19 protein-coding genes and 1 pseudogene are annotated in these 16,294 nt (G+C 70.0%); 6 read left to right on the top strand and 14 right to left on the bottom strand.

Features of this window, described 5'->3' with window-relative positions:
• Positions 1 to 96: 96 nt before the first annotated feature.
• The 5 genes from OHA64_RS01740 to OHA64_RS01760 form a co-directional block, all read right to left on the bottom strand.
• Positions 97 to 450, bottom strand: a complete 354-nt coding sequence (locus OHA64_RS01740) for a YdhR family protein (protein WP_405606804.1) — start codon at positions 448 to 450, stop codon at positions 97 to 99.
• A 123-nt stretch (positions 451 to 573) separates the two neighbouring features.
• Complete coding sequence (locus tag OHA64_RS01745) at positions 574 to 1,314, bottom strand: maleylpyruvate isomerase family mycothiol-dependent enzyme (RefSeq protein ID WP_405606806.1); 741 nt, start codon at positions 1,312 to 1,314, stop codon at positions 574 to 576.
• Between the two features lie 11 nt (positions 1,315 to 1,325).
• Positions 1,326 to 1,835 (bottom strand): GNAT family N-acetyltransferase, encoded by a 510-nt coding sequence (locus OHA64_RS01750; RefSeq protein WP_405606808.1) that lies wholly within the window; start codon positions 1,833 to 1,835, stop codon positions 1,326 to 1,328.
• Between the two features lie 67 nt (positions 1,836 to 1,902).
• A complete protein-coding gene (locus OHA64_RS01755) occupies positions 1,903 to 2,670 on the bottom strand; it encodes a sulfite exporter TauE/SafE family protein (RefSeq protein ID WP_405606810.1) in 768 nt (255 codons plus the stop codon).
• A 33-nt stretch (positions 2,671 to 2,703) separates the two neighbouring features.
• Positions 2,704 to 3,882, bottom strand: coding sequence for an aminotransferase class V-fold PLP-dependent enzyme (locus tag OHA64_RS01760; protein ID WP_405606812.1), 1,179 nt, complete (start codon positions 3,880 to 3,882; stop codon positions 2,704 to 2,706).
• 95 nt (positions 3,883 to 3,977) lie between these two features.
• Between OHA64_RS01760 and OHA64_RS01765 the strand changes: the two genes are divergently transcribed.
• On the top strand, positions 3,978 to 4,913 hold the full coding sequence (locus tag OHA64_RS01765) for a LysR family transcriptional regulator (RefSeq protein WP_405606814.1): 936 nt from the start codon (positions 3,978 to 3,980) through the stop codon (positions 4,911 to 4,913).
• Between the two features lie 61 nt (positions 4,914 to 4,974).
• Here OHA64_RS01765 and OHA64_RS01770 read toward each other — a convergent pair whose 3' ends face one another.
• The 4 genes and pseudogenes from OHA64_RS01770 to OHA64_RS01785 form a co-directional block, all read right to left on the bottom strand.
• Positions 4,975 to 5,634 (bottom strand): LysE family translocator, encoded by a 660-nt coding sequence (locus OHA64_RS01770; RefSeq protein WP_405606816.1) that lies wholly within the window; start codon positions 5,632 to 5,634, stop codon positions 4,975 to 4,977.
• A 300-nt stretch (positions 5,635 to 5,934) separates the two neighbouring features.
• Positions 5,935 to 6,330 carry a RidA family protein gene (locus OHA64_RS01775; protein ID WP_405606818.1) on the bottom strand — a complete coding sequence of 132 codons (396 nt, stop codon included), beginning with the start codon at positions 6,328 to 6,330 and terminating at the stop codon, positions 5,935 to 5,937.
• A 70-nt stretch (positions 6,331 to 6,400) separates the two neighbouring features.
• Positions 6,401 to 6,580: pseudogene (locus OHA64_RS01780) on the bottom strand (transposase family protein); the annotation flags it as partial.
• Between the two features lie 32 nt (positions 6,581 to 6,612).
• Entirely contained in the window at positions 6,613 to 7,020 is a 408-nt protein-coding gene (locus OHA64_RS01785; protein WP_405606820.1) for a winged helix-turn-helix transcriptional regulator, read from the bottom strand.
• Between the two features lie 99 nt (positions 7,021 to 7,119).
• Here OHA64_RS01785 and OHA64_RS01790 point away from each other — a divergent pair, with 99 nt between their 5' ends.
• Complete coding sequence (locus OHA64_RS01790; RefSeq protein WP_405606822.1) at positions 7,120 to 7,947, top strand: NAD(P)H-binding protein; 828 nt, start codon at positions 7,120 to 7,122, stop codon at positions 7,945 to 7,947.
• A 117-nt stretch (positions 7,948 to 8,064) separates the two neighbouring features.
• Here the strand turns inward: OHA64_RS01790 and OHA64_RS01795 are convergent, their stop codons facing one another.
• The 3 genes from OHA64_RS01795 to OHA64_RS01805 form a co-directional block, all read right to left on the bottom strand.
• A complete protein-coding gene (locus OHA64_RS01795; RefSeq protein ID WP_405606824.1) occupies positions 8,065 to 8,658 on the bottom strand; it encodes a DinB family protein in 594 nt (197 codons plus the stop codon).
• Positions 8,659 to 8,819: 161 nt separating this feature from the next.
• Entirely contained in the window at positions 8,820 to 9,116 is a 297-nt protein-coding gene (locus OHA64_RS01800; RefSeq protein WP_405606826.1) for a hypothetical protein, read from the bottom strand.
• Between the two features lie 318 nt (positions 9,117 to 9,434).
• On the bottom strand, positions 9,435 to 9,740 hold the full coding sequence (locus OHA64_RS01805; RefSeq protein ID WP_405606828.1) for a hypothetical protein: 306 nt from the start codon (positions 9,738 to 9,740) through the stop codon (positions 9,435 to 9,437).
• On the opposite strand from OHA64_RS01805, the gene OHA64_RS01810 reads away from it, so the two are divergent.
• Entirely contained in the window at positions 9,729 to 10,592 is an 864-nt protein-coding gene (locus tag OHA64_RS01810) for a hypothetical protein (protein ID WP_405606830.1), read from the top strand. The two genes, OHA64_RS01805 and OHA64_RS01810, sit on opposite strands and share 12 nt — an antisense overlap.
• 8 nt (positions 10,593 to 10,600) lie before the next feature.
• A complete protein-coding gene (locus OHA64_RS01815; RefSeq protein ID WP_405606832.1) occupies positions 10,601 to 11,887 on the top strand; it encodes an MFS transporter in 1,287 nt (428 codons plus the stop codon).
• Positions 11,888 to 12,329: 442 nt separating this feature from the next.
• Here OHA64_RS01815 and OHA64_RS01820 read toward each other — a convergent pair whose 3' ends face one another.
• Positions 12,330 to 13,088: a helix-turn-helix domain-containing protein gene (locus tag OHA64_RS01820; protein ID WP_405606834.1), complete on the bottom strand. Its 759-nt coding sequence runs from the start codon at positions 13,086 to 13,088 to the stop codon at positions 12,330 to 12,332.
• A gap of 220 nt (positions 13,089 to 13,308) precedes the next feature.
• On the opposite strand from OHA64_RS01820, the gene OHA64_RS01825 reads away from it, so the two are divergent.
• On the top strand, positions 13,309 to 14,007 hold the full coding sequence (locus OHA64_RS01825) for a DUF4097 family beta strand repeat-containing protein (RefSeq protein ID WP_405606836.1): 699 nt from the start codon (positions 13,309 to 13,311) through the stop codon (positions 14,005 to 14,007).
• Between the two features lie 29 nt (positions 14,008 to 14,036).
• Here OHA64_RS01825 and OHA64_RS01830 read toward each other — a convergent pair whose 3' ends face one another.
• A complete protein-coding gene (locus OHA64_RS01830; RefSeq protein WP_405606838.1) occupies positions 14,037 to 14,603 on the bottom strand; it encodes a TetR/AcrR family transcriptional regulator in 567 nt (188 codons plus the stop codon).
• Between the two features lie 148 nt (positions 14,604 to 14,751).
• Here OHA64_RS01830 and OHA64_RS01835 point away from each other — a divergent pair, with 148 nt between their 5' ends.
• The gene (locus OHA64_RS01835) at positions 14,752 to 16,221 is read left to right on the top strand and encodes an MFS transporter (protein ID WP_405606840.1); all 1,470 of its coding nucleotides are present in this window, start codon (positions 14,752 to 14,754) and stop codon (positions 16,219 to 16,221) included.
• Positions 16,222 to 16,294 lie beyond the last annotated feature (73 nt).

The following is a 16,294-nucleotide window of genomic DNA, read 5'->3' on the forward strand; positions in this document are numbered from 1 at the left end:
CTACTTTGCGGCTGGTGTCCGAGCCAGGACACCGGGGCCAATACTGCGAAACAGGCGGAGTGTCAGGTCCTGCCTGCCACCCCTTCTCGTTGGCCCTCAGCCCGACTCCTGCTCAGCGGTCTCGGTGAAGGCCAGCCCTTGCAGAGAGAGCCGTTGCGTTGTGTATCGGCCTTCGGTCGTGGCCTCCACGTCGAAGCCGTGAGCGGCTATCGGTGGGTAGCCGATGAGTTCGAGCGCCCGGCTGGGCAGTGCCTGGCGGGATGCCTCTTCGGATTCCCACAGCAGCACGGCTCCCCACCGGTTGGTGGCGGGATCGGAGAGCCACATCTTGAAGCGGAGTCCAGGCACCTTGGAGAAGGCGGTGACAGATTCACCGCGCAGGTAGTCACGCATGGTCTCGATGGTCTGGCCGGAGGCGGACAGATCCCACCAGACAATGTCGGCGCGCAAGCCGGCTTTCCTCTCATGAACGGAGTGCCGCCTGACGGCAGCTACAGGGCGGAGAGACAGCGCGAGGCCGGCGAAGCCGACGGTGCCCGCCTCTCGACAAGATCAGCAAGATCGGCAAGTCACTCACGCCGTGCCTGGTGGAGACCTCAGGTGCGGTCTTGTTCTCTGCGGCGGGTGCGGCGGCCAGGGCCCGAGAGCGGGTAGTCCGTGCGCCGTTACCGGTGAGGCTGCGGGTATGCGTCCGGCCAGCCAGGCCGCCAGGTCGCGCACCCGCCCGGTGACCACCGTGACCGGCCGGTCGCCCCGGTCGCCGATGGACCACTGGCGGCGCACGTCTTCGGCGCACAGGCGCGTGCCTGCCGGTAGACGGCCAAGGAGGAATGCGATGGCGTGAGTGGCCAGACCCTCGGGCCAGTCGTCCGTCCGTACGCCGAGGTCCAGGTCGACCATGTGGATCCATGCCTCGCGCCAGCGTGCCCAGACCGTAGCGGCCAGGTCGGCGTTTCGGAACGTGACGGGACGCTTCCAGTCCTCGTCGTCGGTACGTGCCCAGGCTGCCTCCAGGCGGGTCGAGTGTGCGGCGAGTTCGGCCCGGTGCTCGGCGGCACTACGGCCGGCCGTGGCCTCGATGATCGCGTTGCGCTCGTCCACGCCTCCGTCGTAGGCCGCCACCAGGTCCCCGCACAGGGCATGTTCCGCGAGACGGGCGAACATCCTCGCGTTGTCGGTGAGATGCGCCAGTACGTGGCCGCGGGACCAGCCTGGAAGGGTGGATGCTGCGACGAGCTGCTGGTCGGTCACTCCCGCGACGAGCCGTTCCAGGGTGCCGTGGGCTTCGATCACGGCTGCGACAGGTGCTCGCATTGGCATCCCTTCTACGAGGCGGAAAGCTGGTTCACGACTGCGGGGGCCTCGGCGGCGAGGTGCGTGAGGGGCTCACCGCTGAGTCGGCATACCGTCCACTCGTCCAGGAGTTCAACCCCGAGCGACCTGTAGAACTCGATCGTCGGCTCGTTCCAGGCCAGGACCCACCATTCGAAGCGCTCGTAGCCCTTCCTCCGGCAGATCGCGGCAAGCGCGGCGAGCAGAGCCTTGCCGTGTCCCGCGCCCCGGGCGTGCGGGCGTACGTACAGGTCCTCCAGGTGCATGCCGCGTGTGCCGGTCCAGGTCGAAAAGCGGGGGAACCACAGGGCATAGCCCACGGTCTCACTCGTGTTCTCGTCCTGGGCGATCAGCACGGACGCCGCGGGATGTTCGCCGAACAGCGCATCGTGGAGCTGTTCCTCACTGGCTCGGGCCTGCTCGGCAGCCCGTTCGTATGCGGCGAGCTCGCGGATCATCGCGCGGATCTCCGCGACGTCGCTCGAAGTGGCAGCACGGATCATTTCGGCTGGTTTCCCCTAACAGATGATCAGGTCCGAGGGACAATGGGCGGGATACAGAGGGGCAAGCTCACGTCACGAAGAGAACGGCAGAGACCGTTACGCCGGTGGTCACCACCAGCCACCGAAGCATTTCCTCGCGCATCCGTCGGGCCAGCCTCGCGCCGAGGTATCCGCCGAGCAGAGTGGCCGGTGCCGCGACAGCCACCACGGGCCAGTGCACCGGGCCGAACATCGCGAAGACGAGCAACGTGACGGTTGAGTTCACCAGTGACAGGACCGCCTTGAGCGCGTTGAGGCTGCGCAGGGCGTCGGCTGTGGCCATGGCCAGTGTCGCGAGCATGATCACCCCCAACGCACCGGCGAAGTAGCCGCCGTAGATGCCTGCCACTGCCATCGCCAGACAGAGCATGACCATGTTCTGACGCGGGTGGTCCGATGGCGGCGGACCTGCACCCCGCGTGAGTTTCTTCATCTGTTTCTGTCCGGCCAGCAGCAAGCTGGCGAACAGCACCAGTGCCGGAACTACCTGGTCGAAGCTCGCGCTGGAGGTGTTCAGCAGCAGTGCCGTGCCCGCCGTCGAGCCGAGTGCGGTGATGACGGACAGCAGCACGAGCCGCCGGCGAGGCTGCCTCTTGAGGTCCTCGGCGAAGCCGTAGACCTGGCCGGCGAATCCGGGCCAATTGGCCACCGAGTTGGTCACATTGGCCGCCTGCGTGGGAAGGCCGATGCCGAGCAGCGCGGGAAACAGGAGCAGGGAGCCGCCGCCGGCGATGGAGTTGACGGTTCCGGACAGCAGCCCGGCGACGGCGACGCTGGTGAGAGCGGCTGTGTCCAACAGTGGTGACCTCGTTCTCGTGACAAGGCGGCCCTAGCGTCGCAGCGCGGCGATCGCCTCCACCGCCTGGTCGAGTTCAGCCTCGGTGTTGTAGTAGTGCGGCGAGAGCCGGACCAGGGGATGGACGCCGCGGTCCTCGGTGTCGAACTGCGTGTGCTCGGAGGAGGTCGTGCTGACGTTGATCCCGTGCCGGGCGAGGGCTGCGGCCACCTCGACAGTGGGTACGCCGTCGGCCTTCGCAGTGACGATGGCGCAGCGGTGCTCGCCCTGGTCGTGCACGGTGATGCCCGGCAGGCCGGCCAGCCGGGACCGCAGTTCGGCGCCGAGTGCCAGCGTCCGGTCGCCGATGGTGGCCAGGCCCAGGTCCAGGGCCTGGCGCACCGCCGAGCCCAGGCCGAGCACGGCGGCGTAGTTCTTCTCCCGGGTCTCGAACCGGCGGGCGCCGTCGTGCCAGCTGAAACCGCGTTCACCGTCCCAGGTGGCGGCCGCTATCCCGGTGACGAACGGGTCCAGTCGCTCCACCATCTGCGGCCGCACCCACAGGAAGCCGATCCCGCGCGGCCCGCGCAGGAACTTGCGGCCGGTGGCGGCCAGCATGTCGCAGCCGGTCTCCCGGACGTCGACCGGGAATTGGCCGACCGACTGGCTGGCGTCCAGCAGGAACGGAACCCCGGCGGCCCGGGTGATACGTCCGATCTCGACGGCCGGATTGATCAGCCCGCCGCTGGTGGGGACGTGACTGACGCCGACCACCTTGGTGCGGTCGTCGATGAGCCCGGCCAGCGCGGCGGTGTCCAGTTGCCCGTCGGCGTCGTTGGGGACGACGACGATCTCGGCGCCGGTGCGCCGAGCCGTCTGGAAGTAGGCCAGCACGTTGCTGCCGTACTCGGCGCGGCCGGTCAGGATGCGGTCGCCCGGCCGGAAGGAAAGCGAAAGGGAGTAGAACGCGGCCTGCCAGGCGTGCGTGGAGTTGTCGAACAGAGCGATGTCAGAGGGCCGGCCGCCGATCAACTCGGCGACGTCGGCGTAGGTGGCATCGATGCGGTCGCGTTGCCGCTCGGCAGCCTCGTAGCCGCCGATCTCCGCCTCCAGTTCCAGGTGGGCGGTCATCGTCCGCAGCGTGTGCCGAGAGAGCAGGCCGGCTCCCGCGTTGTTCAGGTGCACTCGGTGTGCGACCCCAGGAGTGTCCCGGCGCAATGCCTCGATATCCATGCGCCTCACGCTGCATGACCCGCGAGCATCAGTAAAGTGAATCTTTCTGAGCATGATCAGCCAGAAAAACTGATGATTCTGGGGATGACAGCACCGTGTACAACCTGCGCCGGCTGCAGATCCTGCGGGAGCTGAGGCATCGCGGCACGCTGGCGGCCGTCGCGACGGCCCTGTCCTACAGCCCCTCCGCCGTCTCCCAGCAGCTCTCCCTGCTGGAGAACGAGGTCGGCGCACCCCTGCTCCAGCCACACGGCCGCCGGGTGCGGCTGACCCCACAAGCCGAAATCCTGGTGGCCCACACCGAGGCGGTCCTGCGCCAACTGGACCAGGCCGCGGCCGATATCGCCGCGTCCCTGGCGGAGGTGACCGGCACACTGCGCGTGGCCGGGTTCCAAACGGCCGCACTGGCGCTCCTGCCCCGCGCGCTGGCCTGGCTACGCGAGACCCACCCGGGCGTGCGGGTGAGGTTCACCCAGGCTGAGCCGGACACCGCGTTGCCCGCCCTCCTTGCCCGGGACTGCGACCTCGTCATCGACGATGTCTTCCCCGGCCGACCACAGGCCCGCGCAACCGAGGTCGAACACCAGTTGCTGGCGCGTGACCCCATGCGGCTGGCCACGCCTGGCTCGGCGGAGCTGGCGGAGCTTGCCGGGCAGCCATGGGCGATGGAGCCAGTGGGCACGCCCGCCCGTGAGTGGACGACGGCAGTGTGTCAGGAGGCAGGATTCGAGCCGGACGTCGCCTTCGAGACCGCCGACATGCTGGTGCACGCCGAGCTGGTAGCGGCCGGGCACGCGGCGGCGTTCCTGCCGGACCTGTTGTGGCACGACCGCCGACCGCCGGTCGCGCTGCACCACCTGGCGGCCCATCACCACCGGGACATACTGGTCACCGTCCGCGCCGGAGCGGACGGCCACCCGCTCATCCGCGTCCTGCTGGCCGCGTTGTCCGCGGCGGCGGACAACGCCCAGACTGCCGCCCACCGCAACCTCACCGAACAACGCGCCCAGGCGCGCACTCCGCAAGGCTGACCGGTCCGCAGTATGGAGGCACCTGGCCGGTGGCTGTCGGCCTGGACCGCTCAGAAGGAGTTCAGCGCGTGGTCGTGGCCAGGCGCAGACCCAAGGCAACGAGCACGCCTCCGCTGACCGCGTCGACGCGACGCCGGATCCGCGGCCGGCGGAACCAGGCTCCGGTGCGGCCCACAACAGCGGCCAAGCTGAGGTAGAACGCCGTTTCGATGAGCACCTGCACCGCGGCCAGCAGCGCGGTGGTGGTGAACAGCGGACGACTTGCCGGAACGAACTGCGGATAGAACGCAATCATGAAGAAGGCGGCCTTGGGATTGGCAAGCATCACTACTGTTCCCTCACCGAAGGCCGTCCACCATCGCCCTCGACCCGCGGGCGGCGTGATCGACACTTCCGCCTCTGCCGGTGCGTCCCCCGGGCGGGTGCGGCCGCGCCACACCGTGCGCCATGCCTTGATGCCGAGGTAGACCAGGAACACCGCACCGACCACGCGAAGTACGACGAACGCCACCTCGGAGGCCGCCACAAGAGCGGCCAGACCTGCACCGGCGGCCAGCGCCCACACATACAGACCAGCTTCGAGTCCCAGGACGGTGGGTACCGCCGCCCGCCACCCGCGCAACGCCGCCTGCCGAAAGATCAATAACATTGCCGGCCCCGGCGACGCCGAGATGAGGAGCACGGCAACCACGAACGGGGGTAACAGCGCAAGAAGGTCCATGAACTGATCGTGACAGCGCCCGGTAGCCCGTACAACGGCTTACCCACCGAGGCAGGACCCGGGCCTGACCCCGAATCCTGGACACGGGCTATGCCGCTGTAGCCAAGGTTGTTGATGTCGAGCCGAGTGCCTTCCGTAGGCGATGGGACGGCGTTGTCCGAGCCTGGAATGGCGGCAGACGGTGTTGTAGCGGTGCGGCCGGCGAAACAGGTCGAGGCGGGCCTTCTTCCACGGCTTGGTCACCGCAGCAGCGATCCGCCCATGCCTCCGACCATGATCCGCCGCACAGTGCCTGATCGTTCACCCGGCGGTCGGTGCCAGGGCCAATGCGTCCACCTCGACCCGGAAGTCCGGGTGAACCAGCCCAGCGACCCTCACCAAGGAGCAGGCGGGTGGGTTTGCTGCGTCCTGGTACTCGTCTCGTACTTTGCGGAACGCGCCCAGATCGTTCAGATCGGTCAGGTAGACCGTCAGTTTGACTACGTGTTCCAGGCCGGAGCCCGCCGCCTCGAGAGCGGTGGTCAGGTTCGCGTAGACCTGCCGAACCTGGGCCTCAGCGTCCCCTTTACCGACCAGATCGCCGTCGCCGTCCACCGGAACCTGACCCGAGACGGCGACCATCGCTCCGGTGAACGCGACCGCGTGGCTGTACCCGTTGACAGGCGGTGAGCCCTTTGGACGTATGAAGTGCTCCATGGCGCGATCATGCCACGATCGGAAACCAGCTCCTGGAGAGTGCGATCGGCTGGCTGGCGGACCGCTCTCTCCGCACTCGCGGGCCTGCAGCGCGAGCTTGGGGGCCCCAGACGGTGATGATGCGGTCGGCGGCCGACTTCGACACCCCGAACAATGGGGCGAGCTGACGCATCGTCATGTTGGTCCGCAGCCCCGCTTCGACTCCAAAGGGGGCGTCCTCAATGACCAGGCAGCTCTCGGGCCGATACCGGGTTGTTCGGCGGCCGCGTGATCGAAGCTCTCTCAGTTTCGACGGCTGCGGGGCCGCTGCTCCTTGGCCTCGTAATCCTGCCGGGCCTGCTCCACCTTGCCCAGGTTGACCGACCAGTCGGCAAGTGCTGCGAACAACGGCGCCAGGCTGCGCCCCAGTTCGCTGATCTCGTACTCCACCCGCGGCGGAACCTCGGGGTGGTAGGTGCGCACGACGAGCCCGTCGCGTTCCAGCCGCCGTAACCGTTCGGTCAGCACCTTGGGTGTGATGGTGGTGATGCGGCGTTCCAGCTCCACGAACCGATGCCGCCCGTGTTCATGGAGCGCCCACAGAATCGGAGTGGTCCAGCGGCTGAAGACGATGTCGACCACCGGGGCGATCGGGCATGCCTGCTCGGGGGCGACGTCGGGACGAACCGCCGGAGTCGTGTTGTGGGTCACAGTGAGCCCTTCTTTCCAATACTTTCCTGTAGGTACCTACTATCCGCGTGCCGGTAGCTTCCGTTGGGCCCACAGAGAAACTCGTCAACGGGAGCGAACATGATTGTGGTTACTGGAGCTACGGGCAACGTCGGACGGCCGCTGGTGCGGGCGCTCGTCACGGCCGGTGAACAGGTGACGGCGGTGTCGCGAGGGATCTCTGCGGGGGACATGCCGGCGGGGGTACGGCACCATCAGGCCGACCTGGCCGAGCCGGAAAGCCTTGCGCCCGCGCTTGACGGCGCCCACGCACTGTTCCTGCTGACCTCGGGCGACTTCGTATCGGCCGGTGGCAGCGTCAGCGACGTCCTCGATGTCGCGCGGGCGGGCGGGGTCGGCCGGGTTGTCCTGCTGTCCTCCCAAGGTGTCGCCACGGGAAGCCACCCCTCGACACTGGAGGACGCCGTCACGGAGTCGAATCTGGAATGGACACTGCTGCGGCCGGGAGGTTTTGACTCCAACACCTTGCAGTGGGCCGAGATGGTCCGCGCGCAACGGATGGTCGGCGCGCCGTTCGGTGATGTCGCGCTGCCGACAATCGACCCGGCCGACATCGCCGAGGTCGCCGCCGTGACGTTGCGGGACGTCGGCCACGTCGGCAGGACGTATGAACTGACCGGACCGGCACCGGTCTCACCTCGGCAGCAGGCGATGGCGATCGGCGACGCGTTGGGTGAGCCGGTGCGATTCGTCGAGCAGAGCCGCGCGGAGGCCCGGGCACAGATGCTGCAGTTCATGCCCGAGCCGATCGCGGAAGCCACCCTTGACATCCTGGGCAGGCCGAAAGCCGCTGAGCAGCGGGTGAGCCCCGCCGTCGAGAAGGTCCTCGGCCGCCCGCCCCGCACCTTCGCCGAGTGGGCTGCGCGCAACGTGGCAGCCTTCGCATAGCGGTTCGCGCGGGTGAGCGTGTAGTCATGGGCGGCGGTTCGGGCGTTCGTCCCAGCGGTGGGTCGTCCCTGTCGTCCTGGACGCCCGACGGATCAGGCTACGCACGGTGATGGGGGGTCAGCTGTCTCGGTCGGCTTCCTGAGCTGCACGCTCGAGCAGGCTTCGATGGTTCTCCCACCACGCCGAGTCGCCCGGCGGCAGGCTGTCGTTGCCCTTGTTCATTCCGACGGCACCGTCTATGAGCTCCCGGAGGATATCGGCGTGCCCGGCGTGCCGGTGCGTATCAGCGATCACTCGCACCACGACATGATGCACCGTCACCTCGTTTCTGCCGTTGGGCCACCACGGCACCCTGCCGGTCGTGTCCAGCGCCAGCGCGTCGATCGTCGCGTCCGCGTGTGCCCACGCCCGGCGATAGCGCTCCACGATGTACTCGCGTGACTCGTCGGCGGTGGCCCACATGTCCGCGTTGGGCTCGGCACCGTCATCGAGCCAGGGCAGCGGCTCGCCGGACGGCCGTCCGAAGGTGTCGCCGAGGTAGCCCAGCTCAGCGCCGGCTGCGTGTTTCACCAGGCCCAGGAGGTTCGTGCCGGTCGGCGTCAGCGGGCGGCGGATGTCGTACTCCGAGAGCCCTTCGAGCTTCCACAGCAGGGCATCACGGGCGGACTGCAAGTAAAAGTGGAGGTCAGCCTTGGCATCCGATGCGGTCATGGGGGCCAGTCTCCCGCTCGCGCGATCTTTGTCCATCGCCTTTTCCACCGCTCGCCGCGAACCAGTTCATCTGACACGACGAGCGAATCGGACCAAATCGCTTGAGACGGGACGGGGACCAGATGGACAGAGACGGGACGTTCAACCCGCCTGACATGCCGTCACTGACACCATCCACTGACACCGAGCCGGCACATCGCAGGTGTGCTGTGCGGTTGGATCCGGTCGCACAGAGGTACGGCTCCGCAGTCGGCCGCCAGGTGCCAGGCGCGCCGCAGGACCGCCCGGGCCGCCAGGCCGTCACCCAGGGCGTGCAGGGTCTCTCCCAGATCGGCCAGGGCACGGGCCAGTTCGGGACGGTCACCGGCGGCGCGCAGCTCGTCCGCCGCCAGCGCCAGTGAGACGGGCCGCCGGGCCAGCTCCTCGGTGGCGGCCCGCAGACGCAATCGCGACGCCACGGTGGCGCGGACCGAGGGCGGTGGCCCCGGTGAGCTGCTCGGCGATCAGTTCCGCGGCGTCGTGGGGCCGACCCAGATGCAGCAGGGCCTCGGCGGCGTCGGTGCGCCAGGGCATCCGGGCGAAGGGACCGGTTCCTTGACGGTACGTCAGCTCTCCTGATCGCAGGAAGACGGCGAGAGCGGCTGCGGGGCGCCGTACGGCCAAGCGGTGGCGACCCCGGGCCCTGAGGTACCGCGGGAGATCCGCCGTGCGCGTGAACGGTCCCGGCGCGGCCCGGCGCAGTTGCCCCTCCGCCTCCTCGTGCCGGCCCAGCTCGGTCAGCACCTCCGCGAGGACCACCGCGGGCCACCGGCCCAGCAAGGCGCCGGAACAGCCGCGCGTACGGCAGCCTCGGCCTCCTGTTCCGCCGCGGCGAGTTCGACCAGGCAGAGCAGGGCCTCCGCGCGCAGCGCGCCGAACACGGCCTGTCTGCCACGGGCCCCGACCCGGGCGGCGCGGGGCCGCGACCGCGCGGCGCGGTCGGCCGCCGCGCGCGGGTCTCCGGCCATGAGCAGGGCGTGGGCGACTCGCAACCGGGTCGCGAACGTATCCGGCCGCGGCGGGGTGTGCGCGTGACGGTCCATGCCGCCAGTGAACCCCGCCACCTCGGCCCCGACCACGGCTCTCCAGCAGGGTTCGAGCAACGCTGCGCCCGGGCTGGACGACAGCACGGCGCACCCGCCAGGGTCGGCCACACGCTCGGCGCCCAGCTGACCGGCCTCCTCGACAGCGGACTGCTCGCAGAGGAGTACCCGCTGCGGCCGCGCCTGCGGGCCCTCGCCGACACGCTGCTGCACGACGTGGTGCGCACGGTGGCGCTGGCCCCGCCGGACGCCGAACGGTCGTCGGCCGCGATCGCCAAGGAGACCACCTCCCTCGACCTGGCCCTCGCCCACCGCTTCGCCAAGCACCACGACGACCCGGTGCTGCGGTTCCCCTCCCACGTCGGCGAACGCAGCGTCGCCGACGCGCCGACCGTCCTGGACACGCCGTGCGCCTGCGGCCGCGCGCTCGTCGCCTACCGGCGCCGCGGCCGGGTCCCCACGATCATCGACACGGTCCAGGTGGTGTGCGCGCGCTGCGGTGATGTCGCCAACTCCCTCGCCGATTCGGCCAAGTTGACCGTGAAGGCACCGTCCGAGGTCCTTGCCGGTGGCACCCTGCACGTGGTGGTGGAGGCGGAGCGGGCCGGGACGGTGAACCTGGGCATCGTGCTGCCCGTCTACCTCGACGCGCGGGTCGGCCCCGTGCTGCGCCGCGTCGAGGCCTCGCGCCCCGGCGAGCGGGTGCACGCGGAGTTCACCGTCGGCACAACCCCCGGGGCGACCCCTCAGGCGTACTGCTTCTGCCCGTACGCGGTGCAGGACCTCGGCATCTCGGTGTCCCGGGTGCACTTCACCCTGGGGCCCGCGGCCGGCACGGACGAGACGGAGTGAACGGCGACATGACGGACACGGCGGCGCACGGCGAGGCCGGCGCACGGACTTGGGCGCCTCTGCGCCACCGATCCTTCCGGCGGCTGGCGGCGGGACGCCTGCTGGTGTACTTCGCCAACGCGATGGCACCGGTCGCGCTGGCCTTCGCGGTGCTCGACTCGACGGGCTCCATGACCGACCTGGGGCTCGTCGTCGGGGCGCGCTCCCTGGCCAACGTGGCACTGCTGCTGGTCGGCGGGGTGGTCGCCGACCGGGTGCGGCGGACGCTGGTGCTGCAGGGCTCGGCGCTCGCGGCCTCCGCGGTGCAGGCGGCGATCGCGGTGAGCGTGCTGCTCGACGCGGCGTCGATCCCGCTGCTGGTGCTGCTCAGTGTCCTCAACGGCGCGCTGGCCGCGCTGTCACTGCCGGCCTCGGCGGCGCTCACCCCGCAGACCGTGCCCGCCGAGCTGATCCGCCCGGCCAACGCGGTGATGCGCATGGGCACCAACCTCGGCGCGATCGCGGGCGCGTCCCTCGCCGGCATCGTCGCCGCCGTGTTCGGGCCGGGCTGGGGACTCGCCGGCAACGCGGTGGCGTTCTGCGGGGCGGCGGTGTGCTTCCTCGGGGTGACCGTGGCCCCGGTGGTTCGCGCAGCGGCCGGCGAGCGGGTCCGGCCGCTGCGCGAACTGCGGGAGGGCTGGCGGGAGTTCACCGCCCGCAGGTGGGTGTGGATCGTGGTGCTGCAGTTCATGGTGGTCAACGCCGTGGTGGCGGGCGGCATTCAGGTGCTGGGGCCCGTCGTCGCCGACGACACGTTCGGGCGCGGGGTGTGGGGCGTGGTGCTGGCCGCGCAGATGGCGGGCGCGGTGGCCGGCGGAGTCGTCGCCGCCCGTTCCCGGGCCCGGCACGCGCTGCTGCTCGGGGTGGCGGTGGTGGCGGTGGAGGCGCTGCCCCTCGTGGTCCTCGCCGAGGCGCCCGGCGCCCTGCTGCTGGGCGTGGCGATGTTTCTGAACGGGGTCGCCCTGGAGCAGTTCGGAGTGGCCTGGGACGTCGCACTGCAGCAGAACATCCCGCCCGACCGGCTGGCCCGCGTCTACTCGTACGACGCACTGGGCTCGTTCGTCGCCCTGCCTCTGGGCGAGATGGCCGTCGGCCCACTCGCCGACCACCTCGGGGTACGCGCCACCCTGCTGGGCGGCGCCGCTCTGGTGGTGTGCGCGACGGCGGCGGCGCTGTGCAGCCGCGAGGTGCGCTCGCTGACGGTCTCTCAGCCCGACGCGTCACCGGCGCCGGTGGTCCAGCCCGCCGCACCGTGACGAGCCGGCCGGGTCGGGGCCCGGCCGGCTCAGGGTCGTGCGGTGGGCAGGTGGTGCGGGCGAACTGCGCGTCGATCTGTTCCAGGGTGGTCGAAGGGTCCGCCACGAGCGTCGCGAGTTCCTCTTCGGTGTGGTGCCGGGGCGCGACGGCGGGGCAGCGGCGGCAGGCGTCGATGCCCGCCTGGCCCCACCACTTGCAGTCGGCCCGCAGATGGCAGCGCGGCACGCCGCCCGACTGCGCCTCCGGACAGGCCGCCACGACGCGCTCGATCAGCGTGCAGTCGTCGCCGCGCCGGTTGACGCACTCGGCGACGCAGTGCGAGGCGAACCTGAGCATCCGCCGGGGTTCGACGTCCGCGGGCACCATGACCGCCCGGCACCGCCCGCCCTTCCGCGGCGATGCCGGTCACGACGGGAACGACCTGCCTCCCCCGGCCAGGACCTATCCGCGGTCCCCATCTGGCTCGGCAGCGCCGTCCGAGGTCGTCTCGGGTTTCGTGTGGAGGATCTCGCGGGCCTGCTCCGCGGCGCGGGCGGTGCTCTCACCGACGAAGTCGAGGAAGCGGGCGATGCTCTCGAGACGGGTGGCGGCCGGGGTGCCGGGGCCGAGGATGCCGACGCCCTGCCGTGAGGTCTCGACGACCTGGGCGAGGGACCGGGCACTGGCGATCGTCGCCTGGTACCAGACGTCGTCGTCGACGAGATAGCGCTCACGGCGGCGTTCGTCGCGCTCCCGGCGGACGAGGCCCTGGCCCTCGAGGAACGTGATCGCCTTGGAGATGGACGCGGGGCTGACCTGGAGGCGCTGGACGAGTTCGGACGAGGTGAGGCTGCCCGAGTCGGTGGTGTAGAGGCAGACCAGCACCCGGGCCATCATCTTGGGCACGCCCGATTGCATGAAGACGGTGGTGAGCGTCTCCTCGTACTCGCGCACGGCCTCGGCGTCGCGTCCGTAGGCCTGCTCGGGCGCCTGCGGCCCGCCCCGGGGCGCGGCCTGCCGACGACGGTGGGTACGGCGTTCGGTGGCGCGGTGGGCCAGGTCGGCGCGGTAGGCGGTGGGGCCGCCGTTGCGCATGACCTCGCGCGTGATCGTCGAGGTCGGACGGTCCAGGCGTCTGGCGATCTCCGCGTAGGCGAGGCCGTCGGCCAGTCCCAGCGCGATCTGCTGACGTTCCTGCTGGGTGAGTCTGCCTCCCGGCATCGCGGTCTCCTTCGTGCTCCGTGGTGGGCCAGTATAGCGTTCACATCTAATTCATTGCAACGAACCGAGCAGGCGACGTTGCATTAAATTCCTGATCATTGCAACGTTTTCTCGCAATTGACCTGCATATATAGCAATAGAGCGCAACGAATCAGTTGCCGAATAGTTAAATGCAACGTAGCGTTTCTGTCATAAGAAACAGCGAGTCAGGGAGCCCACGATGCAGAAGACCCAGAAGCCCCAGAGCACGACGCACACGTTCGACGCCCCCGCCCCCATCACGGCCGTCCTGGATGTCCCGGCGGGGCACATCCGGTTCATCGCCGCCGACCGGGCCGACGCCACGGTGGAGGTGCTGCCCGCGAACGCCTCGAAGAGCCGGGATGTGAAGACGGCCGAGCAGACCACGGTCGACCACCGCGACGGTGTCCTGCGGATCGAGACCCCGGCGAAGAACCAGATCCTCGGCCCTTCCGGATCCATCGAGGTCACCGTCCAGCTGCCCGCCGGGTCCCGCGTCGAAGCCAAGGCGGCCAGCGTCGAACTCCGCGGCGTCGGACGGCTCGGCGACGTGACCTTCGACAGCGCGCACGGCACGGTCAAGCTCGACGAGACCGCGAACGCCCGCCTGACCCTCCAAGCCGGCGACATCACCGTCGGCCGCCTGAACGGCACCGCCGAGATCAGCACCCAGAAGGGCGACCTGAACATCACCGAAGCCGCGCGCGGCACCGTCACCCTGCGCACCGAGCACGGCGACATCACGGTCGGCGCCGCCCGCGGAACCTCCGCCACCCTCGACGCCGGCACCTCCTACGGCCGCATCCACAACACCCTCAACAACACCGACGGCCCCGCCGCCGACCTGACCCTCCACGCGAGCACCTCCTACGGCGACATCACCGCCCGCAGCCTGTGAAGGGCTGAAGCCCGGGGACCGGGTTGAGGTCACAGCAAGCGGTCGACCAGCCCGTCGACGTAGTCCGGGGTGAGCGGGACCATGCCGAACAGGACGCGGATGTACATCGGGGCCAGGATGTGGTCCAGCACGTCGAACGCGTCGAGTGCGGGCTCGCCACGGTCGCGGGCGCGATCGAGCATGGACTGCAGTTGCCGGGTACGTTCGGCTCGCAGGTGGTCGCTCGCCTGCAGGCCCTGCTGACCGCTGCTCGACAGGGCGAAGGCCAGGTGCAGCACCGCCGGACCGTCGGGTCCGGTGATCTCGCGGGCCACTTGGGCAGCGTAAGTACGCAGGTCGCCGGCGAGGCTCCCGGTGTCGGGCATCGGCGACCGCGCATTGAGACGGGTGAGCGCCACCTCGCTGAGCAGGGTTTCCAGGCTGCCCCACCGACGGTAAACGCTGCTGTCAGCCACACCTGCGCGGGCTGCGACCTCGCCGACGGTGAAGTTGCCGTAGCCGCGCTCACTGATCAGTTCGGTGACGGCCTGGTGCACCTGCGCGCCGACGCGGGCGCTGCGCCCGCCGGGCCGCCGGGCTCGCTGTCGCTCGTTCATGCCCCCACCTTAACGCAGTCGACACTTGCGTTTATGGGGCGCCCTCCTTACAGTCATCTAACGCAGTCTCCGACTGCTTTAGAGCGCTCAGGCGTATCGCCGCCCGCGTCGACCGTGGCCGGGTGCAACTACCGATCGGGGGGTCCCCATGGCCGCATCGCTTGCGACCGCAGGCAGTCGATCAAACCGGGCCGTGCTACTCACGGTGACCTGCCTGGGCCAGTTCATGGTCCTGCTCGACAACACGATCGTCGGAGCGGCGCTGCCCGACATGCAGCACCGCCTGCACACTCAACTGACCGGTCTGCAATGGATCGTCGACGCGTACGTACTGCTGGTCGCCATGCTGCTGCTGTCCGGCGGCATCTTCGCCGACCGGTTCGGCCGCAAGCGGGTGTACCTGACCGGCGTGGCGGTGTTCACGGCCGCGTCCCTGGTGTGCGCCCTCGCGCCCTCGCTCGGCTGGCTGATCGCCGGCCGGGTGCTGCAGGGCATCGGGGCCGCGGCGCTGAGCCCTGCCTCGCTCGCCCTGCTCGCCGCCGCCCATCCCGTGCCGCAAGAACGCATGAAGGCGATCGGGCTGTGGGCCGGATTGAGCGGGATCGGTCTGGCCGCGGGCCCCGTGGCCGGCGGCGTGCTGACAGAAGCCTTCGGCTGGCCCGCCATCTTCCTGGTCAATCTGCCCATCGGCCTGGTCCTGCTGCTGGTCGGCCTGCGTCACCTCGGCGAGTCCCGCAATCCGAGCGCCCCCGCTATCGACATCCCGGGGACGGTGCTGTCCGTTCTGGGGGTGGGGGTGCTGACCTACGGGCTGATCGAGGGTGGTGCCCACGGCTGGACCTCCCCGGTCATCCTGGGCAGCTTCGCCGCCGCGGTGATCTTCCTCGCCGCCTTCATCGCCGTCGAAGCCCGTCGTACCGCCCCGATGCTGCCGCTGCGGCTGTTCGGGCAGCGCCTGTTCACCGTGTCCAACACGGCCATGGTCGTGGTGGGGTTCGCGCTCATGGGGTCGTCGTTCTTCTTCTCCCAGTTCTTCGTGTACGTCCAGGGCAGCTCGATCCTGCGCGCCGGGCTGCAGACCCTGCCGGTATCCCTCGCCATGGTGATCGTCAGCCCGTACGCGGGCCGGCTCGCCGCCCGGTACGGCTTCCGCATCGTCGTCACCACCGGCCTGGCCCTGGCCGGCCTGGGCCTCCTTGCGCTCGGCACGGTGCACGCGGACACCGGCTACGCGAACGTGTGGTGGCGGCTGGCACTCGCCGGCACCGGCTTCGCCCTGACCCTGTCCCCACTGACCGGCGCCGCCATCCAAGCCGTCAGCCCGCAGGAAGGCGGCCTCGCCTCCGGCATCAGCAGCACCACCCGGCAGATCGGCGCGGTGCTCGGCGTGGCGGTACTCGGAGCCGTCGTCCGCACCCGCCAATCCGGCGGCGCCTCCTTCGAGACCGGCCTCACCAGCGCCTTCCTCGCTGCCGGCACCGTCACTTTGGCCACCGCCGTGTTCACCGGCCTGTGGCTGGCGAGGTCCAAGCCCGCGCAAGGCTCCGCGGCGCAGCAGCGTTCCACCGATCCAGGTGCGGTCACCACCTCGAACGAAGCATCCGCGAACAGCCGTTGACGGCAACACCGGTCTTGGCCGGGAGTCGTCCCGCCCCGGGAGACGTCCCGCCGGAGGCCGTCGCGACCCTGGG

Source organism: Streptomyces sp. NBC_00076 (assembly GCF_045041235.1).
In the GTDB taxonomy this organism is placed as follows: domain Bacteria; phylum Actinomycetota; class Actinomycetes; order Streptomycetales; family Streptomycetaceae; genus Streptomyces.